Origin of the sequence: Streptomyces sp. NBC_01233, assembly GCF_035989305.1 — a bacterium.
GTDB lineage: Bacteria > Actinomycetota > Actinomycetes > Streptomycetales > Streptomycetaceae > Streptomyces.
Map to the genome: position 1 here is coordinate 2,899,608 of NZ_CP108514.1, position 26,127 is coordinate 2,925,734.

The window sequence follows — 26,127 nt, forward strand, 5'->3', positions numbered from 1 at the left end:
ATGCTCTTCAAGAGAGAACCTGCACTTTGGCTCGGCCTCGTCGCCATCGCCGTCAAGCTCCTCGCCGCGTTCGGCATGGACGTGTCCGCCGAGCAGCAGGCCGTCATCAACGCGGTCGCCGCTGCCCTTGTCGGCCTTGTCCTCGCCGTCATGGCGCACGACGCTGTCGGTGCCGCGGTCCTCGGTTTCGCCCAGGCCGCTCTCGCTCTGGCCGTGGGATTCGGCCTGGACTGGTCTGCTGAGCAGCAGGCTGTCGCCCTCGCCGCCGCTGCCGCCGTGGTGGCCATGTGGGACCGGACGCAGATCACAGCGCCGGCGCCGGCCGCCGCGGTCGCCCGCCCGCTCTCGGGCGTGTAGGTGCGGTGCCGTGCGGTCCGGCGGCTCAAGCGCAGGCTCGGCCGCCGCGGCACCATCCTCACCTGCTACGGAGCCGTCTGGCTCCTCTACGGGTACGGGCAGCTGGTTACACCCCAGCCCGACCAGCGCGGCCTCAGGCTCGCCCTGTCGCTGATGCCTCTCGAAGTGTGGGGCTGGGGTTGGATAGTCGCTGGTGCGATAGCACTGGCGTGCGCGTGGGCTCCGCCGGGCCGCGACGCTGTCGGCTTCGTCTCCCTGGTACTGATCGTGGTGCCATGGACGGCGACTTACCTGGTCGCCTGGCTGCTCGGGGATCTGCCCCGCGGCTGGGTGGCGGCAGCGATCTGGATGGTGATCACCGTCCCGGTCTTGGTCGTGGCGGGATGGCCAGAGCCGCCCCGCCGTAAGAGAGCGGAACCCCCTTATGAACCCTGACACGTGGGTGCAGCTCGGCGCCGGTACAGCCACCACGGTTGCCGCCGCGTTCGTCGGCCGCGCGGCACGGCGGTCGAGGCGGCAGGAGAACCGCGACGACTTCACCACACTGAAGGACGCGCTGAACGAGCGGATCGACGACCTGAAGGAGGAGATGGAGGACCAGCGCAAGCTCGTCGGCGACCAGGCCGAAGCCCTCAGCTATCTCGTCGTCCGCGTCCGATCTCTCGTCGCCTACATCCGCAAGGCCGGCATGGAGCCGCCAGCGCCTCCGCCGATGTCAGATCGCGTCCGCGACTACCTCCACCACATCGACGTGTGAGAACTGGAGTGCGAGCAGCCCCCACCCGTGCGGTGGGGGCGTTTTGCTGTGCCCGGCGCGGGAATTGAGCCCAGATAAGATGCCATATCCCCTGGTCAGCGCCGGAACTTGGGGACCACGTCCGCGAAGACGGCCTCGGCCGCGTCCACGTGGGCAGCGTTGCGCTGGCCCTTGTTCCGCCGGTCCCAGTAGCCGATGGTCGTACCCGGGTTGTCGTGATCGGCGAAGGCCTGGACCTCGGCGAGAGGCACGCCATCGTCGAGCATGTGCGTGATGCGGCTGGCCCGGAGGACGTGCGGGGTCAGCTTGCGCTCGGGCAGAACCCCAGCTTTGCGGCCCATGCGTGCGAGCATCCGGCCGACGTCGTGCCGGTCGAGCCGCCGCCCTTCGGAGTCCAGCAGCAGGGGGCCGGACTCGCGCCCCTCGGTGTGCTTGTCCAGGAGCTCGGCCACGGACAACGGCAACGGCAGGAGCCGCTCCTTGTTCTCCTTGCGCGTCACGTCCAGGTACGACCTGCGGCCCCGCTCGACCCGATCCGTTACGTCTGCGGCGCACATCTCGCCGATGCGGCCGGCGAGCGCGTACAGCAGCGTGACGACGAGCAGGTCGAACTCGTCCTTGGCCTCGGCGATGACCGCCTGGATCTCGGCGACTTCGAGGACCGGCGTGCTGCGGGAGGTGTTGCCGTTCTCGATCCGAGGGGTGTCGTCCTGCGTGACGGGGTTCCGGGGCAGGTCGATGCGCTCCGAGGCGTACACGTGCAGCGAGGAGAGCGCGCGCAGGTAGCGGGCGATCGTGGTGAGCGGGGTCCCCTTGGCCTCCTCTCGGATGCGCCAGGCGCGGATGTGGTCGCGGGTGAAAATGCCGAGGGCGAAGCGTTCGTGGCCGAGCTCTTGGGCGTAGGCGGCCCAGACTCGGCGGATGTCGTCGGCGTAAGCCCGCTTGGTGTTCACGCTGCTGCGACGGGTGGACGACAGCCAGTCGAGCATCATGATCCAGGTGTCGGCGGTGACGACCTCGGCGAGCATCTCGGCGCGCGGCCGGTAGATACGCTCCTGCCCCCGTCGCTCGACCTGGACTTGGCCGAGGTCGTCCAGGAGCTTCTGGCGAACGACGTCGAACAAGCTGGAGCCGGGCAGGGCGATCGTGCGGGTCGTCGCCTGCTGCGGCAGGTACGGCGTCTCAGCCACGCGGGCCGCCTACGAGTGCAGGCCCTTGGCGGGCGATGACCTCTCCGCCTGAAGCAATGAGCCTCAGCTTGGGGAACGCCTTCGGCTTCTCCTGCCCTGCGACCTCCGGCCACTCGTCGGCGGACAGCCCATACGACGGAGGCGTCCACCCCCTGGCGCCCACGGTGAGCTCCGTCGCCTTCTCGTACTTCGCCTGCCAGTTCCAGGTGAAGAACAGAGGGAGCAGGCCACCACGGTTCGGGATCGGCTCGGGCCGGACGGTGAAGCTGTGGCGCGCACGATCCCAGATCGGCTTGGCGTACTCACGGCAGCGCGGCCGGTTGCAGAACCCCCAGGACCGGGACCAGCCCGTGGCAGGGTCGAACTCGCTGAAGCCGTGCATGGTCGTCCTGCCGCAGAGGCGGGGCGCGCGGATCATCGGAGCCTGGCAGCCAGTCGGGTCCCCGGCTTCGCTGATGCCGGAGTCGTAGCGCGGAGCGTCGTCGGCGATGAGCTTCCACATGGTGCGGTTGTCGGCGTTCATCATGTCGCGGGTCCGGGCCCATGTGGTGAGGGTCGGGTCGTGGCGACGCGGGTCTCGAAGAGTGACCCAGCCGAGGGAGAGAATGAGGTCTCGGGTGCCCTGAGGCATCCGGCGCTCGCCGTACACGCGTGCGGCAAGTTCGTCGTAGCGCAGCAATCCATCACGGTCGTCCGGGTGCTGATGCATCCTCAAATTCTAACACTTAACAAGACGTTATGCGCTACCCACCCGAAGGAGGCTCCAGTGAACACTCCGATCGACATGCCCACCTCGTGGCTTGCCGAGCTAGACGAGGAGGCCCGGCGACGCGAGGACGAGATCGTGCGCTTCGTTCTCCAGCAGCCGGACTATCCGCCGCTGCCCGGCTGCCCCGAGTGTGACGTCCAGCCAACGGAGATCAGGCAGTGGGTTGAGGATCCCGTCTTCGACGTCGACGGCGTCTACGCCCAGGTGGGCTTCAAGCCCTGTGGTCATCTCTTCCGGGCGCGCACCGCCGTCTGACCGCCCTGCCACACTGGAGCCACCCTGCGCCAGGCCCCGACCGCCTGAGGCAGCAGAACGCCCCCACAGCCAGACGGCTGAGGGGGCGTCGCGTGTTGCGGGTCAGGACACGTCGGCCCGGACCGACTTCCCGATCAGCCCGTCCGTGTACGTCACCGACTTCGCCGTCCACGACCCCTTTCCGGTGATCGCACCGGTCACGTTCTCGCCCGGCGCCAGCTCCACCGTGCCGATCTGGTCCTTGTCGACGGCGAGCTCCGCATTGTGCTTGGTGCCGTTCGTGTCGGTGATCGCAAAGTACAGCGGGTTCACGTTGATCGGCTTCGAGCTGTTGTTCGTGACCGTCACCGACACGCTCGTATAGCCGTCGCCCTGCGCCAACACCGTCTTCTTGAACTCCGCCTTCTTCGCCACGACGACGACCGCGGCCTTCTTCTCCGGCTCGGCAGGCTTCGACTCAGGCGCCTTCGCCGGCGCAGACGACGCGCCCGCGGCCGGTGCGGCCGGCTCCTTCGCGGTGTCGCTGCTCTCACCGCCGAGGAGCGCACCGATGATGCCGATCAGCACGAACAGGCCGACGATGCCCAGACACGAGAAGCCGACGATCTTCCCCGCGCTGTTCTTCTTCGGCTGCGGCGGGGGCGGGTAGCCGTAACCGGGCTGCGGCTGGCCGGGCGGCGGGAACTGCTGCGACATGGAAACCCCCAGGGGACGTGTGCAAGTCCGGTCACCGTATGCGCACAAGCGGACGTGCGGGCGCCGGTATCCGAACCGTGACAATCGAAGATTCAACGACTCGGCAAGGGCCCGCCGTGCGTCGCGGGTCGAGTTACGTCGTCCGTCCTCAGTGAAGACCGATCCGCCGAGGAGGACACGATGGAGTGCACGTTCTGCGGGATGCCACTGAAGGGCGCCGATCCGAAGGTCGTCTGGAGTGAAGGCGAGAACCGGGATCCGTTCTGCAACGTCGAGTGCGAAGTGGCGGAGATCGTGGACAGGTCGATTGCGCAGGCTGCTCGATCGGCTGGTCGCCGCCGTGACCACTCGCTGTGCGGTGTAGCGCCGTGCAGCCACTGCCGCTAGTTGTTCGGTTCGGTTGCCCGGCGCCGGACCGAACACTTCCGCCACACTGGTGCCCCGCTGTCGGATATGAGGGGCACAATGATCTACTGCTCGACCGAAGCTTCCACCGGTGTGAGCTCGTTGTCCCCGTATGGGCGGCGCCGACGGGCCGGGTCGTTGTCCACGATGACGGCGTAGTCGCCCCATTCGTCGAGGGGCATGGCGATGGTGCCGAGGGTTCCGGCCGGAACGTGGAGGGCTCCGGGGAATATGTCGAGGGTGTCGACGGTGATGCGGACGCGTTGTCCCAGGTAGAACCGGCCGTGGTAGCCGGACTCGTGGTGTGCTCGGCGCTGCGCCGCCCAGTATTCGGCGATCAAGCGGAGGGGGACGGCGAGGTTGAGGGCCGGGGCCCACGGCTTGGTGGGTGTGGTCGACTCGGGCATCTTCTTCATTTCGTCTCCCCTGCCTGACCCTAGTTTCTGTAATACAAGAATGCTCCGACCGTGACCTCTTGTCAAGCCTGAAGGGCAGGTGGATGCTAATTTCTGTATGACATCAACGAAGGAGGGGGAGATGGTGGGACGACCTGCCACCGGGAAGACGCCTGTCGTCTCGTTCCGCCCGCCCGTCGCACTCCGCGAGGAGCTCGACGCGCTGGCCGAGGCGGAGGGGCGAGCGAGGTCCGACGTCCTCATCGAGGCAGTGCACGACTGGGTACGGAAGAAGCGGCGCGAGCAGACCTCAGAGGCCTCAAATCCTGGCGCATTTGGCGCCTGACCGTCCTGACGCCCGCCCCCGCATCCAGCTGGGGCAGGCGTTCCCGCGCCCAGGCCCATTGTCAGTGGGTGGAGCTAACGTGGACACATCAAATCCCCGAGTACGCGGGGGATGCTGCGGGCTGCAGCTGCACGGTCCCGCCCCACCGGAACAGCGCCCGGCGGGGCGGAGTGCTGTCAGGCCTCAGCCGGCGCCGGATGCAGGGCCCGCGTCACGACGTCCTTCTCCAGCTCGAAACGATTCTCCAGCCCGTACTGCTCGGCGTGGGCCGTCACCGCCTCCTGGAACGCCGCGGCGGCCTCCAGCCACGGCCGCCACTGTTCCGCCGAGTACGGGCCCTGCTGCGCCTCGACCCGGGCCGCCTCGCTGGCCAGCTTAAGCTCGACCAGTCGCGCTCTACCTGCTGCTTCGTCTACCTGTTCGTCTGCCACGGCCGGATCCTAGGCGGCGGGTGTGACAGTCACCCGGATCGCCGCGGCCCACTCGGCGAGCAGCTCCTCGTACCGCACCGACCCGGCCCCGCCCGCGGCAACGAGCGCCCGAATCTCGCGGTTGATCTCCGCGAGCGGGCGCACAGAGCCAGGGTCAGCGGGGGTGGGGGACATGCGAACAGGCTATCGGGCTCAGTCCAGCGGAAGGGCCTGATGCGCGGCAACGATGTCGTCGATCCGCCGGGCCAGGTCGAAGTCCGCCGCGGTCAGCCGGTGGCCGGCATCGTGAGTGGTGATGGAGGCCCGCAGGTGGTCGATCCGTAGGTCCAGGTCGGCGTGGTGGTGGATCCGCCTCGACCGGTCCGCGATCGTCACGATCGCGGCGACCGCGGCGTGGTAGCGGATCTCGTAGGTGCGGGTGATCTCGTCACCCTTCCGTTCCCAGCCCGGCAGGCCTGCGAGCTCCTGCTCGATGTCCTCGTCAGACAGCAGCCTCAACGCACCCATGTCAGCTCCCCTCGGTCACGGGCGCCAGGACCTCGGCGAGGTCCCGGCCCACCGGCGCATCCTGCCACGGCCTCATCGCCCGCTCCAGAGCCCGCAGTTCGCGGGCCATCCGCGCGGATCGGGTCTCCACCGCGATCGTCGCGGCCTCCCTGGCGATCTCGACAGCATGGTCCGGCTCCCGGGATACGGCCGCCGCGGCAGCATGCCGGGCAAGGTAGACGCCGCGGTCCCGGCGGGCAGTCGACGGCACCGCGGCGAGCACCTGCCGCCACAGGCCGTCCGCTTCCCGGCCGAGGCCCAGCCGGCCGTAGCAGGTTGCCCGCTGCACCTCCAGGTAGCCCGGCGTCCGCTTACAGGCGTTGCCCCACGGCAGGTCGTCGTCGACGCGGATGAGGAGGCCGTCCGCGGTGTCGATGAGCCGGTCCACTGTCGTCCGGTCGCCGGTGAGGCTCGCCCCGTGCGCCTGCTGCTGCAGCGCCATGATCTGCACCTTCGGAAAGATGCGGTTGTCATCGAGAGCGGCCTCGCACAGGTCGATGACGCCGTGCCCGTCACCGAGGTCAGTCCGGACCTGGGCCAGGTTGACGAGGGAGTACCCGACGAGGTGCGGGTCCCGGGAGCGGGCCGCGATCTCCTGCGTTATCCCCCGCCAGAACGCTGCCGCGCCAAGGTCGCCAGCGTCCTGGTACAGCCAGCCGACCAGGGCGGCGTAGGCGGCACCGACACGGAGAAGACCGCGGCGGGTCTCGCCCTTCGCGGACCGGATCAGCTTGTCAATCAGCTGGTACTGGGCTGAGACGGTACCGATCAGGTCATGGGGGCCGAGCAGCATGTCCGCCCGGTAGTGGCCCTCCAGCTGGGACTGGAAGTAGTCGATCAGTGCTGGATCCACATGTTGGCCGGCAGTCGGGCCGGGCACCAGCGCGGCCGCGGTCACAGATACGAAAGCGCGTCGCTTCACGTCATCCTCTTGATGTGCCTCAGGGCGGATCCATCCGGCGGGCGCCGGGAATCCGAGGTCCTCGGGCCAGCGGCCGAGCGCGTCATGCAGCACGATCGCCGTCTCCTCCGACGGCCAACGCCGGTCGTCGGCACGGCCTTCCCAGCGGCGCCACGTTCGCCCCGACACGGTGTAGTGCGGGTCGTCGAGGAGTTGCTGCCCGTGCGCCTGCAGGGCTGCCGCCGCGGCGTCCATCGTGCGCCAGCCGGCCCGTAGCCGGGCGGCTCTCAGCGCGTCGTTGCGGTGGCTCATGAAGTCAGTCTGGGGGCTCATCGCGGTCACCTCGGGCCATGGCCGCCACGTGGCCACGTGTGGCCACGCCATGGCCTATCTGCCGGTCTGCGTGCCTGGACATCATCTATGTACACCGCTACCGGCCGCCGAAGAACCGCGAGGGATCATGGAAGTGCAACGGCTTAACGACCTGCCCTGTCTGTCCGAGCTGTCCGAGCAGCAGGTCCGCGGGGCAGCCTGCGTCCACTGCGGTGTCCATCTCGACAACGCGACCGCCGTCGACCTCGGCGAGCAACGCGCCAGCCGCGCCGGCTCCTCCGTCCGCTGGTTCCCCCGCGCCTGCCCGCAGCACGGGACCGCATCGTGACCGCCGGCCGGATCTGCTGCGAGTGCGACCAGCCCATCCGCGGCGAGGCCAGGCAGATCATCCGGCACAGCATGAGCGGAGTCCGCCCCAACGACCTCGTACACGCCGGGCCCTGCCCGCCTCGAGAGTCACAGCGGTCGACCTTGGCCCGATATCTTCCGGGACGCCCCTAAGCCCCCGCCCGTCCCGATGCGGCGGCTACCGGGGCGGGCGGGAACCAGACACCTTGCGAACTGTTGACTCCGCTTATAACCGCCCGTAGGTTCGACGCGGCAGGCGTGAACGAGCGTTACGGACATGGCAAGCGTGACGGATTCACACGGGGTGCGAACACTCCGTATGCATATATGCGCCGCACACCTACCGATGCTGGCATATGCCAGGCAGGATGAAGGGTGTTCCGTGTGACCGAAACTGGGCACACGGCTATGGCATGAGATCCCTCGCCGGGAGGCGTAGGGCGCGCGCAAGGCGAAGTAACAGGCTGAACTTGGGGTCGACCTTGCCGGACTCGGCGTTCTGGACCGTGGTTCGGTCCACGCCGGCCAGTTCGGCGAGCTTCTCCTGGGTGAGGTCTGCCTGCAGGCGGGCGTCACGGATCCGATTGCCCAGCTCGATCCTGGCCTGCTGGATCCACGGCGGTGTAGCGGGTTGCACCCACTAGACACTCAAACATCAAGATCGTTTTGTCTGCGGTATACATTCCGCATTTTGTGATCAAGGCGGATCGCCCGACCGACAGGCACCACGAGCAAGTCAGGAGACACGCGATGGAACCCGCAGAGCTGCTTCCGCTCTACGAGTGGGCGGCCGGTACCTGCTTCCGGCATCCGGGGCTCGGCCAGGTGGAGACAGCGCACCTGAAGACCCTCCATCCGCGCACCGGTGAAGAGCTCGACATCCGGGGCTGCCGGGAATGCGTGATGACACTCGAGGCGCAGCGCGAGCGCGCGGCAGTGCGGTCGGGGAGCGTGTACGAGCCCGGCCACCTGGGCTGCAGCCCCTGATTCAGGGGGAGCGGCTGGGGAGAATCTGGGGAGTGGGGGGCGTCAGGGGAGACTCAGATGCCTCACTCAAGGAAACTCAATCCCACTCAAGGAAACTCAATCTCAGCAGGTCACAGGCCAGATGAGGTAGCTGGGCGTGATCGTCGCAGACCGCGAGGTCACCGGGCGACAGAACCCGGCGTACAGGCCGGCTCGTCTGCCACTTCCGCCCCGAACCGCTTTCACCGGTCCGGGGCGGTTCTGTCTCACCGCCCGACACGAATCAGAGGTGGGGAAATGACCGTTCTGGTCCTACTGCTCCTGGCCGCCGCCGTCGGCGGGGCCGTCTGCGTGGTGTGGGCGGAGCGCGGCGGGCCGCGCTGGGTCCGCATCGTGGCGAGCGTGACCCTCGGCATCGCGGCGGTGGCGCGCGGCCTTCAGAAGAGCGGACGGCGGGGCCGCAGCGGGGGCAGCGGAAACAGCGACGGCGGCGAATAGGGCCGGGCGGGTTCCGGCGGGGCCGAGCCCTTGGGCGACCAGGCGGTTCCGGCGGGGCCGAGCCCTTGGGCGGCCGTGCCGGGGTGGCTCCGACAGGTCGGGGGTGTGCCGGGGCGCTCCCCGCAGGGCGCCGAACGCAATCCCCTCGGCCCTCCGACCCCCCGCCACGTTCGGCGTCCGAGGAGACGCCCCGGCGCGCGCCCGGCCCCGGCCGGCACCGTCGAAGCCTGCCGCCCCGGCCCGTGGCCGCTGCGTTCCGGCCGGCGAGGCCTACCGCAGGTGTGAGGTGTCGTTCAGGAGGCGGACCGAGGCGTTGCCGTCCGCGTAGTAGGCGACGGCCGAGAGGGAGGCCGCCGAGAGTTCCATGCGGAACAGCGCTTCGGGCGGGGCGCCCAGGGCGAGGCGGACCAGGATCTTGACCGGGGTCACGTGGGTGACCAGCAGGACCGTGCGGCCCGCGTGCGCGGCCAGCAGCCGGTCGCGGGTGGCCGAGATCCGGCGGGTGGCGGCCGTGAAGCTCTCGCCGCCGCCCGTGGGGGCCGCCCTCGGGGAGTCCAGCCAGGCCTGGAGGTCGTCCGGGAAGCGCTCCTGCACCTCGGCGAAGGTCAGGCCCTCCCAGGCGCCGAAGTCCACCTCGCGCAGGCCCTCCTCGACGGTGGCCGGGAGGCCGAGGCGGTCGGCGACCGTCCGGGCCGTCTCGCGGCAGCGGCGCAGCGGGGAGCTGATGACCGTCTGGACGGTGCCGCGGGCGGCCAGTGCCTCGGCCACGGCGGCAGCCTGGCGGCGGCCGGCCGGGGACAGTTCGGGGTCGCTGCCCCCGCTGCCGGAGAAGCGCTTCTGCGGAGTGAGGGCGGTCTCCCCGTGCCGGAGCAGTACGAAGGTGGCCGGGGCACCCATGTCCGGGCCCCAGCCGGTGCCGCCGGAGACCGGGGCCGAGGCCGGGGCCTCTGTCAGGGCGGGAACGCGCGCCTCGTCCGGCGCGAACAGCGTGTCGGCGGCAGCCGGCTCGGCCGCGCCGCGGGCGGCCGTACCACCGCCGGAGGCGAGGGCGGCGCGGACGGCCGCGGCGCCCGCCGCGGCGTCCCCGGGCGGGCCAGACGGTGGCGGGACCGCCAGGGTCCGGGCCGCCGAGGCGTCGAGGGCGGCCGTGGAGTCGGACGGCTCCCACTGCTTGCCGCGCTTGCCCGCGTCCATCGCCTCGTTGGCGAGCCGGTCCGCGTGCTTGTTCTTCTCGCGCGGGATCCACTCGTACGTGACCTGGGCGCGGGGCAGGATCTTCGCCGCCTCCGCCGCCAGGGGCTTCATGTCCGGGTGCTTGATCTTCCAGCGGCCCGACATCTGCTCGACGACGAGCTTGGAGTCCATCCGGACCAGGATCTGCGCGTCCGACGCGAGCTCGCGGGCCGCGTTGAGCCCGGCGATCAGGCCCTTGTACTCGGCCACGTTGTTCGTCGCGACACCGATGTACTCCGCGCGCTCGGCCAGCGTCTCGCCCGTCGCCGGGTCGAGGACGACCGCACCGTAGCCGGCGGGCCCCGGGTTGCCCCGGGACCCGCCGTCCGCCTCCACGACGAACCGCGGCATCAGATGCCCGAGTCCGCCGTACGGACCAGGATGCGGCCGCAGTTCTCGTGACGTACGACCTGGTCGCGGGCGGCGGCCTTGATCTCGTTCACCTCGGCCATGTCCAGCTCCAGCCGGCAGCCCTCACAGCGGCGCTGGTAGAGCCGCGCGGCGCCGACCCCGCCCTGCTTGACGCGGATCTTCTCGTACAGGGCCATCAGGTCGTCCGGCATGGAGGTGACGATGACCTCGCGGTCCTTGGTGATCTTCGCGACCTCGGCGTCGATCTCGGCGGTGGCCGCGTCCCGGCGCTCGGTGGCGTCCGCCACCTTGGCCTCCAGGGCGGAGACGCGCTCGGTGAGCTCGGTGACCCGCTCCTGCGCGGCCTCCAGGCGCTCCATGACCTCCAGGACCACGTCCTCCAGGTCGCCCTGGCGCTTGGCGAGGGAGACGACCTCGCTCTGCAGGTTCGCCAGGTCCCGGGCCGAGATGCCCACGCCGGAGTCCAGCCGCTGCTGGTCGCGGACCGCGCGCTGGCGCACCTGGTCGACGTCCTGCTCCGCCTTGGTCTGCTCGCGCGCGGTGTCGCTGGCCTGGGTCTGGGCGGCGACGAGCAGGTCGCGCTGCTGCGTCAGGTCCTTGGTGAGCGAGTCGAGCTCGGCGTGCTCGGGCAGCGACTTGCGCTTGTGGGCGAGCTGAGACAGCCGGACGTCCAGCGCCTGGACGTCGAGAAGTCGGATCTGGTCGGCGGGCTCGGCGTTCAGTTGGGGGCTCCAGGGATAGAAGGGTGTGTGACGGACGGCGCGTGCGCCGTCCAGGGGTCGGTGACCGTGCGCGAGACATGGGTGCGCAGACCCCAGCCCTTGCGCTCGGAGATCGCGTCGAGCTGCGCGGCGGCCTGCTCGCACCAGGGCCACTCGGTGGCCCAGTGGGCGGCGTCGACGAGGGCGAGCGGGCTCTGCTCGCGGGCCTCGGACACCGGGTGGTGGCGCAGGTCGGCGGTCAGGAAGGCGTCCACGCCCGCGGCCCTGACCTGCTCGAAGAGGCTGTCGCCGGAGCCGCCGCTGACGGCGACGGTACGGATGAGGGCGTCCGGGTCGCCCGCGAAGCGGATGCCCTGCGCGGTCTGCGGCAGCCAGGCGGCCGCGCGGGCCGCGAACTCCCGCAGGGTCTCGGGGTGGTCCAGTGCGCAGATCCGGCCGAGGCCGCGGCGGCCCTCGGGGTCGGTCGGGTCGGGCACCAGCGGGCCGGTGATCCGCAGGTCGAGGGCCCCGGCGAGGGCGTCGGAGACCCCGGGGTCGGCGGTGTCGGCGTTGGTGTGGGCGACGTGCAGCGCGATGTCGTTCTTGATGAGCGTGTGCACGACGCGGCCCTTGAAGGTGCCGGCCTCGACGGTGGTGGTGCCCCGCAGATAGAGGGGATGGTGGGTGACGATCAGGTCGGCGCCCAGCTTCACCGCCTCGTCGGCGATCCCCTGTACGGGGTCCACGGCGAACAGGACCCGGCCGACCTCTGCTTCGGGGTCGCCGCAGACGGTTCCGACGGCATCCCACTGCTCGGCCCGCGAGGGGGGCCAGAGAGCGTCCAGCGCTGCGATGACTTCAGAGAGACGGGGCACGGGCCAAGGCTACCGTCCCCGTCACCACGACCCGCCCGGACTGCTTTACCAGGAAGCCGAGCAAGTCGTCGAGGCCTTCTCGGGGGCGCCTCGTCCATGCGCTCCGGGCCGACTTCGGCGGCGAGGTCCTTCCGTGGGAGGCCGGGGCGGACGGAGAACGCGGTCGGGGCGATCTTCGAGAGCGCGGGGTACCGGTCCGCGACGCGCAGCCGGCAGCCGGCAGCCGGCAGCCGGCAGCCGAGAATCGGGATCCGGTAAGGCGTACCTGGCTTCGCCCCATCCCAAACGCCCCGATATCGCACAGCACAATCGCCTCGTCCACCACAAACGAATCGCTTCCCGGACACCCGTATGTGTGAAGCCGGGTTGGTGGTGTTGTTCGGCAGGACCCCGAAAACTAGCTTCCTCCCCCGGAGGTGAAGCACGGATGACTGTCTGTGCCATCGAGATGACGACCCTGGTCCCGTTCACCATCGCGGCGGACGGGTCGTACGCCGCCCGGCTCGCCGGGGAGGGGGAGGCGCGCTTCGTGGAGCGCTGGACCCTGGCCGGGCCCGAGCCGTATGCGGTTCCACTGCCGCTCGCGCAGCCCGAGGAGGCCGACAGCGAGGTGCTGCCGCTGGCCGACGGGCGGGTGCTGATCCACCGGCGGGTCGCGGAGCGGCACGCCTTCGCGCTGCTGTACCCGACGGGCGCCGCGGCCGGGCCGCGCACCGGTGAGCTGCAGCTGGGCGCGGTGGACGTGGAGGAGGGCGTACGGGTGCGCCTGCTCCCGCCGTCCCCGGACGGATCCTGCGCCTTCGCGCTGGCCGCGGCGGACGGGGTGACCACGGTCTGGCAGGTGGCCGGGTGCTCCTTCGGGCCGCAGCCGGTCGCCCGGATCCCGGGGCGGTGCTCCGGTGGCGTGTGGCTGGACCGGGGGGGCCGGCTGCTGGCCCTGGACCGGGAGCTGGAGGGCACGACCAAGGCCGTCGCCGTGGACCTGGGGCGCGGCGAGGTGTCCCCGCTGCTGCAGATCGCCGAGGACAGTGACGACCGGCTGCTGCTGGCGGACCCGGACAGCGGGCTGCTGCTGATCCGCTCCGACGCCCCGGGCGAACCGCGCCTGGGCTGGGGAGTGCTGGGCAGCTCGCGCCCGGTCCGTTTCCCGGAGTGCCTGCGGCTCGGGGACGCGCTCCCCTTCGCCGCGCAGCCGGGGCAGGCCCTGATGCCGGAGACCTGCGGGGTGGCGCTGCGGCTGCCTGAAGGCGACGTCGCCCTCTGGCGCCCCGCCGACCGGCACGTGTTCCGGCTGGCCGCCCCGGCCGGCTGGCTCGGCGGTACGGGCCTGTGGAGCCCCCAGGGCCGCCTGCACCTCCCGTACGCGACCCCCGAAGTGCCCTGCGGGATCGTCGGTCTGACCCTGCCGGTCTCCCCTCCCCCACCGGTCCGCCTGGACCCGCCGCCGGCTCCGCCCCGCCCGGTCCCCCTCCAGCAGGCTCCGCTGCACTGACGGGGCCCCGACCCCTCTCCGAGCGGCCTCGCCGGCGGCGACGGAGTATCCCGATCAACCCCACCTCTCCCTCATGGGCCCCCAGCACCGGGGCATGGGGCCAAGGGCGCCGGGGCGCCCTTGGCCGTCTCAGCCACAGGTCATTCCGCGTGTTGCGAACGCCGGCCGGCGATTGACGTTCGCCGGTGGAGAACTTGGCCGCCGACGGCAGCGTCACCGTCCCGGTGCCTTGGTGACGTACACGTGCCGGTGCCGGCGAATCAGAACTGTCCTGAAACCACGCCCGGGCCATCCGCTCGCATGCAGGCCGGCCTCGCCGAGACCGGGCAGGCCGCGGACCCCGGCAACGCAGGGATGACAGGGAATCCGTCTATTTCTACCCGCAAGTGCAGCCGAACCGACCCACTGAGCCTTTTCCAACCTCAGGCTGACGCGTGATGAAGGACGAGGACGGCCTGGACGATCGCGGTGATGCGGTTGGTGCTGCAGCGGAGCTTCCGCAGGAGGCGCCAGCCCTTCAGGGTGGCCATGGCCTGCTCGCCGAGGCAGCGGATCTTGGCGTGCGTGCTGTTGTGCCGGCGCTGCCACCGCTTGAGGCGACGGCCGCGGAAGGGCACCCGGATGGAGCCGCCGGCGCCCTGGTACGCCTTGTCGGCCCAGCACTTGAGGCCGGCGTCGGTGAGTGCGTCGACGATGGCGTGGGTGCGGGCGGCGGTCAGGTCGTGGGTGGAGCCGGGCAGCGCGGGCGAGGCCCACAGCAGCCGCCCGAACGGATCGGTCAGGACCTGGAACATTCATGCCGTGACGTTTGTATTTGCCCGAGTAGTACGGGGTGTCGGCGGCGATCCGGTCGATCCGCAGCAGGGTGCCGTCCAGGATCACGAACGCCTTGGTCCGCGCGATGCGCATGGCCTCGGCCAGGGTGGGCGCGAGGCCGGCCAGTACCTCGACGGCTTCGCGTATGTAGCGGTATACGGTCGCGATGCCGATACCGAACCCGGCGGCGAGTTGGGCGTAGGTGTCACCGCATCGCAGATGGGCCAGGGCGAGGAGAGCCTGACGACCGGCGGTCAGCCGCCGCCATCGGGTCCCGATCTCCCCTCGCCTGGCAGCGAGGTGTCCGGTCAGGCACCGCAGGGTGCGACTGGACAGGTCGATCGACGACGGGTAGACAAGCACGCGAAACTCCTGGTGGCTGCGGGCGAACTTGGTCGAGAACCCGTCTACCTGGAGCTTTACCGTTCCGCAGATCCGTCCAACACGCGGCCAGCACCGTCAGGTTGGAAGGCTCACTATCAGCCGCTGCTGCCGGCTGAGCATGCGTTGGTGCAGCTCTTGCGGAAGACCCACCTGCTGCACCCGTGGGCCGTCCAGTCTCTCTCTAAGGCAATAACGTGATGCTGTTCCAGCGACAAGCCGATTCCCGCCCTCGCGCTTTGCCTCGTGGAACGGTGTCGTTCATTGCGGCACAGTCGCTCTCGAACGGATTTACCGCCATCGAGATTTTGGCGCTGAGCTGGCTGACTCTGTCTCCTCAGCAGATGGATTTGCCGCCGCACTACTTTGCCGCAATTACCGGCGCCCTGTTCCTTCCGTTCTTGGTCGTCGGCCCGCTCTATGGACGTATAGCCGCGCGGTGGGGAGCCAATTTCCTGTGGCGCACATGTCTCCTGGGTGAAGCAGCGGCCTGCTCTCTGTTCGGTGCTGCAATTTTGCTTTTCGGGATGCCCGACTATCTCATTGTTGTACTGTACGCCATTTTCATCGGAGTGCTTCAGGCCATTGAGGTTCCCTCACGGCAGACATCTCTGATGAATCACCTGGAGGACAGCTTCTCGACTGGCTACGCGGCTTTTACCGCCACGAGTCGCGGCATTTCGACAGTGGCGCCCCTGGCGGGTGGAGCGCTCATCGCGATCCTACCTACCGGCAGCGTGTTCCTGGTCAACGCGGCCAGTTTTGGGCTCGTCTTTTTCGTTGCACTGAAGTTTTTTGACCCCGCGGTGGCCGAAGCTGCTGGTTCGAAGCCTGAGGGTGACGCAGGGAGTCCACCTCTGGGCGCAACTCTTTTCCCTGTCCTGGCTATGGGATTCTGTATCGGCGCGCTCGGGTATCAGTTTCCCGTAACGAATCTGTTGTCCCTGGACAGGCTATCCGTTACTGGCAGCATGGATTTCGGGGTCATTTCAGCCGCAGTTGCTGTAGGCGGAATTCTGGGCCCATGGCTGGGTGCGAAACTTTCTGGAGCAAGAAGCCTGTGTGCAATTGTCGCATGTTTTGGAGCATTTGAGCTCTTGATGGGCGTGAGTGATCAATTGGCTGTTTACTGTGCGTTCGCGTTCGCGTGCGGTGCAGCCTATTCATCGTTCACGGTCGCATCAATGGGTTACCTCCGGTCAGCAACCAGCGGAAACGACCGTGCGCGCTGGGTGGGGATGCTCTCTACAGTCACCATCGGGTGTGTTCCCGTTGGCACCTTGCTCGTCGGGGGTCTGGCAGTGATCGGTTCTGAGATGACACTGATACTGCCGGCAGTGCTCTGTATGGCGGCCGGCGGAATCAGTTGCCTTCTTTTGTGGTCCAAGCGAGACTCCGCGTTGCCGCTTTCACATGGTGAGGAGAAGTGATGGACGACTTCGACGGCGTGGTGCGATTCCTGTCCTCGGACGTCGATTGGGACTCGTCCGAGGATGACAGTGTGGTATGGCGAGTCGGCGATTTCCTGCGTGAAAAGTTGGCACGTCATCCCAGCCTTGTTCAGGAGCGATTCTCCACCATCTCGCGGTCGCCAAAGCTCATGGACGAGCTGGTGCCGCATTCCGAGTTTCCGCACCGGCGTCGAGATAAATTCGTTCTGTACCGAGACCCGCAAGAGAGGTTCGTGGTGCGGGTCCACCGCTTCCATCCTTGCGGCGCCGAAGGTGCGGAGTTCGGGCCTGTACACAATCATCGTTATCCTGCGGTCACGTTGCTGCTCAAGGGGTCCTATGAGGAGCGCGTGTTCAGTGAGACAAGCCGCGACGAAGAGATGGGCACGGCCAAGCTGACGCAGGTCAAGGCCCATTCGCTCGCGGCAGCAGGCGAGCCCGAGAAACGTTTCGTGGATGTCGGCTCGTCGTTCCCAGCGGATACGTAGGCGTCGGAAGCCGTGAGCCGGGCGAAGGTGCGCTCGACCACCCACCGGTAGGTACCGAGGCGCCCGCCGTGGCAGGTGCCGCGGCGGGCGATGGCCGGCACGAAGCCGCGGAGCACGGACCTGATCTCGGTAGATGTCGTGGTCGTAGCCACGATCGGCGAAGAGTGAATCGGGTCTGCAGCGCGGGCGGCCGACGCGGTCGCGGACCGGCGGGATCGCGTCGAGCAGAGGCAGCAGCTGGGTGACATCGTTACGGTTGCCGCCCGTCAGCAGGACCGCGAGCGGGGTGCCGTGCCCGCCAGCCTCGTTCCCGTCCCGCAGCCGCCGGCACGTCATACCCGAGCCGACGTGGCGGACGCCGTCGGCGATCGTGAGGGTCTGGCCGACGGCGGCCTTGGCGCCGGTGGAGCGCGAGCATCGGCCCGAGGTGGTCGACGTCCGCTCCGCCGCTGACTTGGACACCCCGCTTAGCCGTGCTTGAGGCCCAGGACCTCCGTCGCGGCGAAGGTCTCGTTCACCGGGCGGGCGTCGTAGTGCGGGGTCAGGACCTCGTCGAGCTCCTCGTAGGAGAAGGCCTCCTTGCCCGTGTCGAACTTGGCGGCCACCTTCGGGCGTTCCATGACGACGACGATGCCGCCGTGTACGACGAACAGCTGGCCGTTGGCCTTGGCGGAGGCGGGTGAGGCCAGGTAGCCGACGAGCGGGGAGACGTGCTCGGGGGCCAGGGCGTCCAGCTTGCCCTCCTCCGGGACCTCGAAGCCGGCGAAGACGTCCTCGGTCATCCGGGTGCGGGCACGCGGGCAGATGGCGTTGGCGGTCACCCCGTACTTGGCGAGGGCCAGGGCGGTCGAGGTGGTCAGGCCCACGATGCCGCCCTTGGCCGCCGCGTAGTTCGGCTGGCCGGCCGAGCCGCCCAGGAAGGCCTCGGAGGAGGTGTTGACGATCCGGCCGTAGACCGGGCCGCCCGCCGCCTTCGACCGTTCGCGCCAGTGCACGGAGGCGAAGTGGGTGGTGTTGAAGTGGCCCTTGAGGTGGACGCGGATCACCGAGTCCCACTCCTCCTCCGACATCGAGAAGACCATCCGGTCGCGCAGGATGCCCGCGTTGTTGACCAGGACGTCGAGCTTCCCGAAGCTGCTCACGGCCAGCTCGACCAGTTCGCGCGCCTGCTCGAAGTCGGCCACGTCGCCCAGGTGCGCCACCGCCCGGCCGCCCGCGGCGCGGATCTCCGCGGCGACCTCCTCCGCCGGGGCGGCCGAGGCCTCCCCCGAGCCGTCGCGGCCGGGCTGGCCGAAGTCGTTGACGACCACGCTCGCGCCGAGCCGTGCGAGCTCGATCGCCTCGGCCCGGCCGAGCCCGCGGCCCGCGCCCGTGACGATGGCGGAGAGTCCCTCAAGTGGCAGTGACATCCGTACGGTTCCCCTCGGAATCGGCAGAACGGGTGGTCAGAGTTCGATGCAGGTGCGCAGGGCGACGCCCGTGCGCATCTGGTCGAGGGCCTCGTTGATCTCGGCGAGGCCCACCCGGTGGGTGATCAGGTTCTCCAGGTCGATGCGGCCGGCCCGCCACAGCGCGATGGTGCGCTCGTAGGAGCGGAGCACGTCGCCGCCGCCGTACATCGACGGCAGGAGCTTCTTCTCGTCGAAGAACAGCGAGAACATGTTGATCTGGAAGTTGTCGTCGAGGGCGCCCGCGCCGACGATGACCACGGAACCGCCGCGCCGCGTCATCTCGTACGCCTTCTGCGCGGTCGCGGACTTGCCGACGACCTCGAAGACGTAGTCGAAGCCCTCGCCGGCGGTGATCCGGTTCTTGGCGTCGGCGAACTCCTCGGGGGAGACCGCCTCGGTGGCACCGAACCGCAGCGCCGCCTCCCGCCGCGACGCGACCGGGTCCACGGCGACGATCTGCGCGGCGCCCTGGACCTTGGCGCCCTGGATGACGGATATGCCGACGCCGCCGCAGCCGATGACGGCGACCGACGAGCCGGCCTCCACCTTGGCGGTGTTGATGGCCGCGCCGAGCCCGGTGGTGACGCCGCAGCCGATCAGCGCCGCGATGTCGAAGGGCAGGTCGTCGGGGATCGGGATGGCGCAGGCGGCCGGTACGACCATCTCCTCGGAGAAGGTGCCGGTGCCGGCGAAGCCGAAGATGTCGCTGGCCGCCCGCTTGAAGTTGGGGGTGGCGACGTTCCCGAAGGCCTCCAGGCACAGGTGTCCCTGGCCGCGCTTGCAGGAGGGGCAGTGCCCGCACGGCGGCAGCCAGCAGACGAGGACCCGGTCGCCGATCTTGTGGCTGGTGACCCCGTCGCCGACGTCCACGATCACGCCGGAGCCCTCGTGGCCGGGGATGAAGGGGGCGGGCTGGGGCAGTACGCCGCTCATCGCGGAGAGGTCGGAGTGGCACAGGCCGGTGGCCTTGATGCGGATCCTGACCTTGCCGGGGCCGAAGCCCACGGCCTCCATGTCGTCGACGACTTCGAGCTTGTCCTGGCCGATCTCGCTCTGCAGTGCTGCGCGCACGGTGCGGCTCCTTGTGTGGGTGCGGTCCGGTGCTACGAGTGTTCGACGACGGTGTCGGCGAGGACCGGCGCGTCGTCCCGTTCGACGGCGGTCACCGACGCCAGGAGGCGGCCGGGCTCCTGCCACATCCGGATGCGGAGCGTCTCGCCCGGGAAGACGATCCCGGCGAAGCGCGTGCGGTAGGCGCGGACCCGGGAGACGTCCCCGCCGAGGGCCGTGTCGACGACGGCCTTGAGGGTCATCCCGTACGAGCACAGGCCGTGCAGGATGGGCTTGTCGAAGCCGGCCAGCTTGGCGAACTCGGGGTCGGCGTGCAGGGGGTTCCAGTCGCCGGAGAGGCGGTAGAGCAGGGCCTGCTCGTCGCGGATGCGGCGCTCCTCGGTGCGGTCGGGGGCGCGCTCGGGGAGTTCCTCCTTGACGGAGGGGCCGCGCTCGCCGCCGAAGCCGCCCTCTCCCCGTACGAAGATCTGCGCGTCGCTGGTCCACAGCGGCCCGTCGGCGTCGGCGACCTCGGTGCGCAGCACGATCACGGCCGCCTTGCCCTTGTCGTACAGGGCGGCGACCTTGGCGGAGGAGGTGGCGCTGCCCTTGACGGGGATGGGCCGGTGCAGCTCGATGGACTGGCCGCCGTGCAGGACGTTGGCGAGGTCGACGTCGATCCCGGGTGCGGCGAGGCCGCCCATCATGGCCATGCCGGCGCCGGCGACGGTCGCGAAGCTGGGGAGGACGTGGAGCTTGGATTCGAGGGTGTAGCGGAGCTCGTCCGGGTCGGTGGCCGGCAGGCCCGCGCCGAGGCCGAGGTGGTAGAGCTGGATGTCCTTGTGGTCCCAGCCGATGTTCCCCTGGCGGGGGTCGGCGGCGAGGGCCCTGGCGGCATCGATCGGCATGAGGATGCGGCTCCCTGTCGTTGGAGTGTCGCTGCCCTGGAAGACCTCGGTGCGGCCGTCCGCACCGTCGGCCGCACCGAGGTCGTATACGGGGGCCGGTTCTAGAACGCGTTCTAGGGCCGGCCGGTGAGGGAATGTATAACGCACGCCCCCGCAGTTGGGAAGACCAGTCGGGAAGACTCCTGACTTCACGTCAGATAGGCTTTCCCGGTGGACGAAATGCCCGTGGAACACCGCCAGGCCCGTGCCCTACGGGTCCTGCTGCATCCGCAGAACCCGGCCCTGGCGCTCCAGCTCGGCCTCGTGCCGGACATCGAGGTCGTGCGGGACCTGACGGCCCGGCCGGCGGTGGCACTGGTCGAGGAGGTCGCGGCCGTGACGGCCCTGCTGGCGGAGGACCCGGAGTGCCGGATCCTCGTCCTGACGGGCTCGGCGCACCCGGGTCTGCCGGAGGCCGCGCTCGACGCCGGGGCCGCGGGGCTGATCCTGCGCGACGGCCCGATCGAGGACCTGGCGGACTCGATCCGCCGCGCCTCGATGGGCGAGACGGTGGTCGACCCGAGCCTGGGGTGAATCCTTTCGCAGGGGTCGCGCCTCTTGTGTGTACGTGCCGATGCCAAGGTCGGCACATGACCTGGAGGTTGTCGTGATCGCTGTTCTCGTGGGTGCCGGCGTGCTCGTCCTGCTCTGCACGTGCGTCCTCGTGGTGCGCCGTGGACGGGGCCGGACCCGTGGCTGACCGGACGGACTGGCCCGGCGAGGCCCTGATCGTCGCCGCGCAGGGCGGTGACCTCGACTCGCTCACCGCCCTGGTCACCGGATCGCATCCGAACGTACGGCGCTTCGCGCACTCGCTGTGCGCGTCGCGCGAGGACGCCGAGGACGCTGCCCAGGAAGCCCTGATCATCCTGTACCGCAGGATCGGCATGCTGAGGGCGTCCGGGGCACTGGCGTCGTGGATGTTCCGCATCGTCCGCAACGAGTGCCTGCGCCGTGCCCGGCTGATGCCGCGGGAGCGGGCGCAGCTGCCCGAGACCGCCGTGTTGTCGGCCGAGGACGAGGTGCTGCAGCGTCTGGAGGCGGGGCGGGTGGCGGAGGCGATCGCCGCGCTGCCGGCGGACCAGCGGCGCGTACTGATCATGCGGGACGTCCAGGGCTACAGCGGACGGATGGCCGCGGAGTCCCTCGGTCTCAGCACGGCCGCGATGAAGTCGCGGCTCCACCGGGCCCGCGCGGCCGTTCAGCACTCCCTGGGAGACACCCGTGCCCTCCACTGACGCCCCTTCCTCCCGGTCCGCCTCGGGCTCCGATTTCGCGAGCGCGTCCGTGCCGCGGCACCTGGCGCGCGGCGCGGTGGGCTTCGGCGCGCTGATCGCGGCCTTCGCCCTGATCCCGGCCTTCGGCCCGGCCACCCTGCTCCTCGCCCCCGTCGGCCTGGTCGCCCTGCGCGGCTGCCCGACGTGCTGGGCGATCGGCCTGGCCCAGACCCTTTCCCGTGGCCGGCTCCGACGGGAGTGCGTGGACGGCCGCTGCGAACTGAAACCGGGCCGGGCTGCAACCTAGCCCCGCCGGCGTTTGAGTGGGGGTCCCCCCGGACGAAGTCCGGGGGGAGGGTCCGGGCAGCGCACGGCGGGGCACGGGCCGGCCCGACATGGACTCAACCGTTCTATCCCGGCCACCGATTGACGGATTCCGCCGCAGCGCGCGTCCACCTGCTGGACCAGGATGAGACCCCTTCAACCCAAGCTTCGTGGAGGCAGAAACCATGCGCGTATCCGCCCTGTCCGCCACCGCCGCCCTCGTGGTCGCGACCCTCGCAGGAGGCGCGGCCCCGGCCGCTGCCGACACCCCGGCCGGCCCGGTCCTCCAGGTCGACCTGGAGGCCGGCAAGGGCTTCCACCACAACATCGGGACGGTGTTCTACGAGCGCGTCGACGGCGCGGTGAACTCGGTCCGGATCATCTCGGTGCACATCACCAGCGGCGAGCGCGACTGCGCCTGGGTGGCGTGGAACGATCCGCGCGACGTGAACGGCTGGTCCAACCTGACCAGCGAGCCCTCCTGCAACGGCACCGGTCTGGTGGAGCACCCCGACCGGATCATCAAGGCGCCGGCCGGCCACCCGCTCAAGGTGCGCCTGGCCGGCGACCACCCCGGCTCCGACGTGGTGCACAAGGACATCGAAAAGCTCTGACCGGGCCGGCCCGGGCCGCGCCGACGGGGCTGAAATGCAGCCTCGCCGGCGTTTGAGGCGTGGGGGTCCCCCCGGACGGAGTCTGGGGGAGGGTCTGGGGCGGAGTCCCAGGAGCTGGCGCGGCCCGTCACCTCCGCAGCAGGGTCACCACCGCCGCCCCGCCCAGCCCGATGTTGTGCGCCAGCCCGACACGGGCACCGGGAACCTGCCGGGCCGCCGCCTCCCCCCGCAGCTGCCAGACCAGCTCCGCCGCCTGCGCCAGCCCCGTCGCGCCGAGCGGGTGGCCCTTGGAGATCAGCCCCCCGGAGGGGTTCACCACCCACCGCCCGCCGTACGTCGTCGCCCCGCTCTCCACCAGCTTGCCCGCGGCCCCGTCCCCGCACATGCCCAGCGCCTCGTACGTCAGCAGCTCGTTGATCGAGAAGCAGTCGTGCAGCTCCACCACGTCCACGTCCTCGATGCCGAGCCCCGAGTCCTCGTACACCCGCCGCGCCGCCGCGGCCGTCATCGGCTTGCCGACCACGTCGATGCACGAGCCCGACGCGAAGGACTCCTCCGTGTCCGTGGTCATCGCCTGGGCGACGATCTCCACCGCCTTGTCGTGCAGTCCGTGCGCCACCACGAACCGCTCCGACACCACCAGTGCCGCCGCGGCCCCGTCCGAGGTCGGCGAGCACTGCAGTTTCGTCAGCGGCGCGTGGATCTCCTTCGCCGCCAGGATGTCCTCCACCGAGTACACGTCCTGGAACTGCGCGTTCGGGTTGTTCGCCGAGTGCCGGTGGTTCTTGGCGCCCACCATCGCGAGCTGCGCGGCCGTGGTCCCGTACCGCTCCATGTGCTCGCGCGCCGCGTTCCCGAAGATCTGCGCGGTCGGCGGGGACATCTCGAAGCCGTGGCCGGCCGCCATGATCCCGTAGTGCCGGGCGACCGGGGAGGTCTTGAAGTCGCCCCCGTCCGCCCCGCCCCCCAGCGCTCCGCGCTTCATCTTCTCGAAGCCCAGCGCCAGCACGCAGTCGTTCAGTCCGCCCTCCACGAACTGCCGCGCCATCATCAGCGCGGTCGAGCCCGTGGCGCAGTTGTTGTTGACGTTGTAGACCGGGACGCCGCTCAGCCCCAGCTCGTACGCCGCCCGCTGGCCGGCCGTGGAGGCCTGGAAGCAGTAGCCCACGGGCACCTGTTCGACCAGCCCGTAGTCCACGCCCGCGTCGGCGAGCGCCGCGGAGCCGGCTTCCTGCGCCATGTCCCAGTACTGCCAGTCCCGCGACTCCGGCTTCTCGAACTTCGTCATGCCGACGCCCACGATGTACGACTTGTGCGACTTCATGCCCGATGACTCCTAGTCCCTTAGTCCCTGGGGAGGCCGAGAATCCGCTCGGCGACGACGTTGAGCTGGACCTGCGTGGTGCCCCCGGCGATGGTCAGGCAGCGGGACATGAGCATGCCGTGCACCGCCCGTGCCCCGGCCCCCTCCCGTACGGCGCCCGCCGGTCCCAGCAGTTCGAGCGTGAGCTCGGCGGTCCGCTGCAGGTGCGGGGTCTGGACGAGCTTGCGTACGGAGGCGCCCGCGCCCGGCTCCAGCCCCGACACCTGCTGGAGGGTGGTGCGCAGCCCGATGCAGGCCAGGGCGTGCGCCTCGGCGGCGAGGGCGCCGATCCGCGCCCTGTACGTGCCATCGAGGTCGGCGGCGCGCGCGAGGAGCGCCTCCAGGCTGGGGGTACCTCCCGGGCCGCCAGGCCCAGGGGGAGTGTCGAAGGTCATCTGGTCGGCCATGTGGACCCGTTCGTTGCCGAGGGTGTTGCGGGCGACCTTCCAGCCGCCGTCGGCCGCCCCGACCAGGGCGTCCGCCGGGAGTTCCGCGTCGTCGAACCAGACCTCGTTGAAGAGGGCCTCGCCGGTGATCTCCTTGAGCGGCCGGATGTCGATGCCGGGGGTGTTCTTCATGTCGACGACGAAGTAGCCGAGCCCCTTGTGCTTGGGCGCGTCCGGGTCGGTGCGGGCCAGCAGGATCCCGTAGTCGGCGCTGTGCGCGGAACTCGTCCACACCTTCTGCCCGTTGACCTTCCAGGTGCCGTCCCCGGTCCGCTCGGCCCTGGTGCTCAGCGAGGCGAGGTCGGAGCCCGCGCCCGGCTCCGAGAAGAGCTGGCACCAGGTGAGGTCCCCGCGCAGGGTCGGCAGGACGTAGGCCTCCCGCTGCTCCTGCGTGCCGTAGGCGAGGAGGGAGGGCACGACCCAGGTGGCGATCCCGAGGTCGGCTAGCTTGACCCCGGCCGCGGCCAGTTCCTGCTGGACGACGAGCTGCTCGACGGGGCCGGCGCCGAGACCGTAGGGCGGCGGGAGGTAAGGGGCCGCGTAGCCGGTGGGGGCCAGGATCCGCCGGGCTGCGGCCGGGTCGAGCCCGCGCGCGTCCGCGAGGGCGGTACGGGCCTTCGCGCGGTGGGTCTCGGCCTCCGCGGGGAGTTCCAGGCGCAGTTCGCGCCGCGCTCCGCCCGCGGCGAGGCGTACGGCCCGCAGGCGGTGTCCGTCGCCGGGCCCCAGCAGCTGGCGGGCGACGAGCGCCCGCCGGAGGTGGAGGTGGGCGTCGTGCTCCCAGGTGAAGCCGATGCCGCCGAGGATCTGAATGCAGTCCTTGGCACAGGTGTAGGCGGCGTCCAGGGCGCTCCCGGCGGCGAGGGCGGCGACGAGCGAGCGCACGTCGGCGGGTTCGTCCACGGCCTGTGCGGCGTCCCAGGCCAGCGCCCGGGCCTGTTCCAGCCGGACCAGCATGTCGGCGCACAGGTGTTTGACGCCCTGGAACCGCCCGATGGGCCGGCCGAACTGCTCGCGCACCTTGGCGTACTCGGCGGCGGTGTGCAGGGCCCAGGCGGCGGTGCCGCAGGCGTCGGCGGCGAAGAGGGTGCAGGCCAGGTCGCGGACGAGGGACGCGTCCAGTTCCAGCAGCCGGTCCGGGGTGGTGGCGACCCCGCGCGCCCGGACCTCCGCGGTGGGGCGGGTCGGGTCGGCGCTCTCGTGCGTACGGATGTCCAGCGCGGCGGCGTCGACGGCGAACCAGCGGGTGCCGTGGGCGGCTTCGGCGGCGAGCAGGACGAGGTCGGCCTCGCCGGCGCCGAGCACGGGCGGCGCGAGACCGTCGAGCAGGTACCCGCCGCCTTCGACGGCCACGGCGGTCAGGGTTCCGGGCCCCAGCGCGACCGCGCCGACCCGCCCGGCGAGCGGCTCGGCGCCGGCCCGCTGCAGCAGTACGGAGGCCAGCGCGCTCGGCAGGTAGGCCCCGGGCAGCGCGGCCCGGGCGGCCTCCTCGACGACGACGGCCAGGTCGAGCAGGGTCCCGCCGTCCAGGTGCGGTTCCAGCAGCCCCTGCGCGGTCATCGCGTCCCAGTAGGCGGGGCGCACCCCGGTCTGCGGCGGGGTGTCGAGCAGCTTGCGCACCTCTTCGGGAGGCACCGCCCGCGCGACCCAGCCCCGCACCGCCCCGGCCAACTCGCGCTGCTCTTGCGTGATTCCGATGCCCATGCGCGGCAGACT

At 70.3% G+C, this 26,127-nt stretch carries 32 protein-coding genes and 2 pseudogenes; 15 read left to right on the forward strand and 19 right to left on the reverse strand.

Features of this window, described 5'->3' with window-relative positions; genetic code table 11:
* From OG332_RS13450 to OG332_RS13460, 3 genes are read left to right on the forward strand one after another with little or no spacing between them, the layout of a single operon-like run.
* Entirely contained in the window at positions 1-357 is a 357-nt protein-coding gene (locus tag OG332_RS13450; protein WP_327413692.1) for a hypothetical protein, read from the forward strand.
* Positions 358-792: a hypothetical protein gene (locus OG332_RS13455; protein WP_327413693.1), complete on the forward strand. Its 435-nt coding sequence runs from the start codon at positions 358-360 to the stop codon at positions 790-792. It begins immediately after the preceding gene.
* Positions 782-1,114 carry a hypothetical protein gene (locus OG332_RS13460; RefSeq protein WP_327413694.1) on the forward strand — a complete coding sequence of 111 codons (333 nt, stop codon included), beginning with the start codon at positions 782-784 and terminating at the stop codon, positions 1,112-1,114. The genes OG332_RS13455 and OG332_RS13460 overlap by 11 nt, the downstream gene beginning before the upstream one ends.
* A 95-nt stretch (positions 1,115-1,209) precedes the next feature.
* Here the strand turns inward: OG332_RS13460 and OG332_RS13465 are convergent, their stop codons facing one another.
* Entirely contained in the window at positions 1,210-2,304 is a 1,095-nt protein-coding gene (locus OG332_RS13465) for a tyrosine-type recombinase/integrase (RefSeq protein ID WP_327413695.1), read from the reverse strand.
* Positions 2,297-3,013, reverse strand: coding sequence for a hypothetical protein (locus OG332_RS13470; protein WP_327413696.1), 717 nt, complete (start codon positions 3,011-3,013; stop codon positions 2,297-2,299). The genes OG332_RS13465 and OG332_RS13470 overlap by 8 nt, the downstream gene beginning before the upstream one ends.
* A 57-nt stretch (positions 3,014-3,070) precedes the next feature.
* Between OG332_RS13470 and OG332_RS13475 the strand changes: the two genes are divergently transcribed.
* On the forward strand, positions 3,071-3,328 hold the full coding sequence (locus OG332_RS13475) for a hypothetical protein (protein ID WP_327413697.1): 258 nt from the start codon (positions 3,071-3,073) through the stop codon (positions 3,326-3,328).
* Between the two features lie 102 nt (positions 3,329-3,430).
* Here the strand turns inward: OG332_RS13475 and OG332_RS13480 are convergent, their stop codons facing one another.
* Together OG332_RS13480 and OG332_RS13485 are read right to left on the reverse strand one after the other, a co-directional pair.
* Positions 3,431-4,024, reverse strand: a complete 594-nt coding sequence (locus tag OG332_RS13480; protein ID WP_327413698.1) for a DUF4352 domain-containing protein — start codon at positions 4,022-4,024, stop codon at positions 3,431-3,433.
* 470 nt (positions 4,025-4,494) lie between these two features.
* A complete protein-coding gene (locus OG332_RS13485; protein WP_327413699.1) occupies positions 4,495-4,845 on the reverse strand; it encodes a hypothetical protein in 351 nt (116 codons plus the stop codon).
* A 121-nt stretch (positions 4,846-4,966) separates the two neighbouring features.
* Between OG332_RS13485 and OG332_RS13490 the strand changes: the two genes are divergently transcribed.
* Positions 4,967-5,170, forward strand: coding sequence for a hypothetical protein (locus OG332_RS13490; protein WP_327413700.1), 204 nt, complete (start codon positions 4,967-4,969; stop codon positions 5,168-5,170).
* 176 nt (positions 5,171-5,346) lie between these two features.
* Here OG332_RS13490 and OG332_RS13495 read toward each other — a convergent pair whose 3' ends face one another.
* From OG332_RS13495 to OG332_RS13510, 4 genes are read right to left on the reverse strand one after another with little or no spacing between them, the layout of a single operon-like run.
* The gene (locus OG332_RS13495; protein ID WP_327413701.1) at positions 5,347-5,601 is read right to left on the reverse strand and encodes a hypothetical protein; all 255 of its coding nucleotides are present in this window, start codon (positions 5,599-5,601) and stop codon (positions 5,347-5,349) included.
* Between the two features lie 9 nt (positions 5,602-5,610).
* Positions 5,611-5,775 (reverse strand): hypothetical protein, encoded by a 165-nt coding sequence (locus tag OG332_RS13500; RefSeq protein ID WP_327413702.1) that lies wholly within the window; start codon positions 5,773-5,775, stop codon positions 5,611-5,613.
* An 18-nt stretch (positions 5,776-5,793) separates the two neighbouring features.
* A complete protein-coding gene (locus tag OG332_RS13505; RefSeq protein WP_327413703.1) occupies positions 5,794-6,108 on the reverse strand; it encodes a 4a-hydroxytetrahydrobiopterin dehydratase in 315 nt (104 codons plus the stop codon).
* 1 nt (position 6,109) lies between these two features.
* Complete coding sequence (locus OG332_RS13510; protein WP_327413704.1) at positions 6,110-7,381, reverse strand: Twin-arginine translocation pathway signal; 1,272 nt, start codon at positions 7,379-7,381, stop codon at positions 6,110-6,112.
* 133 nt (positions 7,382-7,514) lie between these two features.
* On the opposite strand from OG332_RS13510, the gene OG332_RS13515 reads away from it, so the two are divergent.
* Entirely contained in the window at positions 7,515-7,709 is a 195-nt protein-coding gene (locus tag OG332_RS13515) for a hypothetical protein (protein ID WP_327413705.1), read from the forward strand.
* 426 nt (positions 7,710-8,135) lie between these two features.
* Here the strand turns inward: OG332_RS13515 and OG332_RS13520 are convergent, their stop codons facing one another.
* Positions 8,136-8,366 carry a helix-turn-helix transcriptional regulator gene (locus OG332_RS13520; RefSeq protein WP_327413706.1) on the reverse strand — a complete coding sequence of 77 codons (231 nt, stop codon included), beginning with the start codon at positions 8,364-8,366 and terminating at the stop codon, positions 8,136-8,138.
* Between the two features lie 113 nt (positions 8,367-8,479).
* On the opposite strand from OG332_RS13520, the gene OG332_RS13525 reads away from it, so the two are divergent.
* Both OG332_RS13525 and OG332_RS13530 read left to right on the forward strand, forming a co-directional pair.
* On the forward strand, positions 8,480-8,716 hold the full coding sequence (locus OG332_RS13525) for a hypothetical protein (RefSeq protein WP_327413707.1): 237 nt from the start codon (positions 8,480-8,482) through the stop codon (positions 8,714-8,716).
* 276 nt (positions 8,717-8,992) lie between these two features.
* Entirely contained in the window at positions 8,993-9,193 is a 201-nt protein-coding gene (locus tag OG332_RS13530; RefSeq protein ID WP_327413708.1) for a hypothetical protein, read from the forward strand.
* A 270-nt stretch (positions 9,194-9,463) separates the two neighbouring features.
* On the opposite strand, the gene OG332_RS13535 is transcribed toward OG332_RS13530, so the two are convergent.
* From OG332_RS13535 to OG332_RS13545, 3 genes are read right to left on the reverse strand one after another with little or no spacing between them, the layout of a single operon-like run.
* Positions 9,464-10,777 (reverse strand): bifunctional RNase H/acid phosphatase, encoded by a 1,314-nt coding sequence (locus OG332_RS13535; protein ID WP_327413709.1) that lies wholly within the window; start codon positions 10,775-10,777, stop codon positions 9,464-9,466.
* Positions 10,777-11,520 carry a zinc ribbon domain-containing protein gene (locus OG332_RS13540; RefSeq protein ID WP_327419213.1) on the reverse strand — a complete coding sequence of 248 codons (744 nt, stop codon included), beginning with the start codon at positions 11,518-11,520 and terminating at the stop codon, positions 10,777-10,779. Before OG332_RS13540 ends, OG332_RS13535 begins: the two co-directional genes overlap by 1 nt.
* The gene (locus tag OG332_RS13545; RefSeq protein WP_327413710.1) at positions 11,517-12,374 is read right to left on the reverse strand and encodes a Nif3-like dinuclear metal center hexameric protein; all 858 of its coding nucleotides are present in this window, start codon (positions 12,372-12,374) and stop codon (positions 11,517-11,519) included. Before OG332_RS13545 ends, OG332_RS13540 begins: the two co-directional genes overlap by 4 nt.
* A 427-nt stretch (positions 12,375-12,801) precedes the next feature.
* On the opposite strand from OG332_RS13545, the gene OG332_RS13550 reads away from it, so the two are divergent.
* Positions 12,802-13,866 carry a hypothetical protein gene (locus OG332_RS13550; RefSeq protein ID WP_327413711.1) on the forward strand — a complete coding sequence of 355 codons (1,065 nt, stop codon included), beginning with the start codon at positions 12,802-12,804 and terminating at the stop codon, positions 13,864-13,866.
* Between the two features lie 422 nt (positions 13,867-14,288).
* On the opposite strand, the pseudogene OG332_RS13555 reads toward OG332_RS13550, so the two are convergent.
* Positions 14,289-15,045: pseudogene (locus tag OG332_RS13555) on the reverse strand (transposase family protein).
* A gap of 218 nt (positions 15,046-15,263) precedes the next feature.
* Here OG332_RS13555 and OG332_RS13560 point away from each other — a divergent pair.
* A complete protein-coding gene (locus OG332_RS13560) occupies positions 15,264-16,493 on the forward strand; it encodes an MFS transporter (protein ID WP_327419214.1) in 1,230 nt (409 codons plus the stop codon).
* Positions 16,493-17,002: a hypothetical protein gene (locus tag OG332_RS13565; RefSeq protein WP_327419581.1), complete on the forward strand. Its 510-nt coding sequence runs from the start codon at positions 16,493-16,495 to the stop codon at positions 17,000-17,002. The genes OG332_RS13560 and OG332_RS13565 overlap by 1 nt, the downstream gene beginning before the upstream one ends.
* Here the strand turns inward: OG332_RS13565 and OG332_RS13570 are convergent.
* From OG332_RS13570 to OG332_RS13585, 4 genes and pseudogenes are all read right to left on the reverse strand, one after another.
* A pseudogene (locus OG332_RS13570) lies at positions 16,943-17,293 on the reverse strand (transposase); the annotation flags it as partial. The gene OG332_RS13565 and the pseudogene OG332_RS13570 sit on opposite strands and share 60 nt — an antisense overlap.
* A 176-nt stretch (positions 17,294-17,469) precedes the next feature.
* A complete protein-coding gene (locus OG332_RS13575) occupies positions 17,470-18,411 on the reverse strand; it encodes a 3-oxoacyl-ACP reductase (RefSeq protein ID WP_327413712.1) in 942 nt (313 codons plus the stop codon).
* 36 nt (positions 18,412-18,447) lie between these two features.
* A complete protein-coding gene (locus OG332_RS13580) occupies positions 18,448-19,524 on the reverse strand; it encodes a Zn-dependent alcohol dehydrogenase (RefSeq protein ID WP_327413713.1) in 1,077 nt (358 codons plus the stop codon).
* 32 nt (positions 19,525-19,556) lie between these two features.
* The gene (locus tag OG332_RS13585; RefSeq protein WP_327413714.1) at positions 19,557-20,411 is read right to left on the reverse strand and encodes a MaoC/PaaZ C-terminal domain-containing protein; all 855 of its coding nucleotides are present in this window, start codon (positions 20,409-20,411) and stop codon (positions 19,557-19,559) included.
* 219 nt (positions 20,412-20,630) lie between these two features.
* Between OG332_RS13585 and OG332_RS13590 the strand changes: the two genes are divergently transcribed.
* The 4 genes from OG332_RS13590 (at position 20,631) to OG332_RS13605 (ending at position 22,605) form a co-directional block, all read left to right on the forward strand.
* On the forward strand, positions 20,631-20,984 hold the full coding sequence (locus OG332_RS13590; protein ID WP_327419215.1) for a DNA-binding response regulator: 354 nt from the start codon (positions 20,631-20,633) through the stop codon (positions 20,982-20,984).
* Positions 20,985-21,142: 158 nt separating this feature from the next.
* Complete coding sequence (locus tag OG332_RS13595; RefSeq protein WP_327413715.1) at positions 21,143-21,688, forward strand: RNA polymerase sigma factor; 546 nt, start codon at positions 21,143-21,145, stop codon at positions 21,686-21,688.
* Positions 21,675-21,974 carry a hypothetical protein gene (locus tag OG332_RS13600; protein ID WP_327413716.1) on the forward strand — a complete coding sequence of 100 codons (300 nt, stop codon included), beginning with the start codon at positions 21,675-21,677 and terminating at the stop codon, positions 21,972-21,974. Before OG332_RS13595 ends, OG332_RS13600 begins: the two co-directional genes overlap by 14 nt.
* A gap of 202 nt (positions 21,975-22,176) precedes the next feature.
* Entirely contained in the window at positions 22,177-22,605 is a 429-nt protein-coding gene (locus OG332_RS13605) for a hypothetical protein (RefSeq protein ID WP_327413717.1), read from the forward strand.
* Positions 22,606-22,732: 127 nt separating this feature from the next.
* On the opposite strand, the gene OG332_RS13610 is transcribed toward OG332_RS13605, so the two are convergent.
* Positions 22,733-23,929 carry a lipid-transfer protein gene (locus OG332_RS13610; RefSeq protein WP_327413718.1) on the reverse strand — a complete coding sequence of 399 codons (1,197 nt, stop codon included), beginning with the start codon at positions 23,927-23,929 and terminating at the stop codon, positions 22,733-22,735.
* 20 nt (positions 23,930-23,949) lie between these two features.
* Positions 23,950-26,115 (reverse strand): acyl-CoA dehydrogenase, encoded by a 2,166-nt coding sequence (locus OG332_RS13615; RefSeq protein ID WP_327413719.1) that lies wholly within the window; start codon positions 26,113-26,115, stop codon positions 23,950-23,952.
* Positions 26,116-26,127 lie beyond the last annotated feature (12 nt).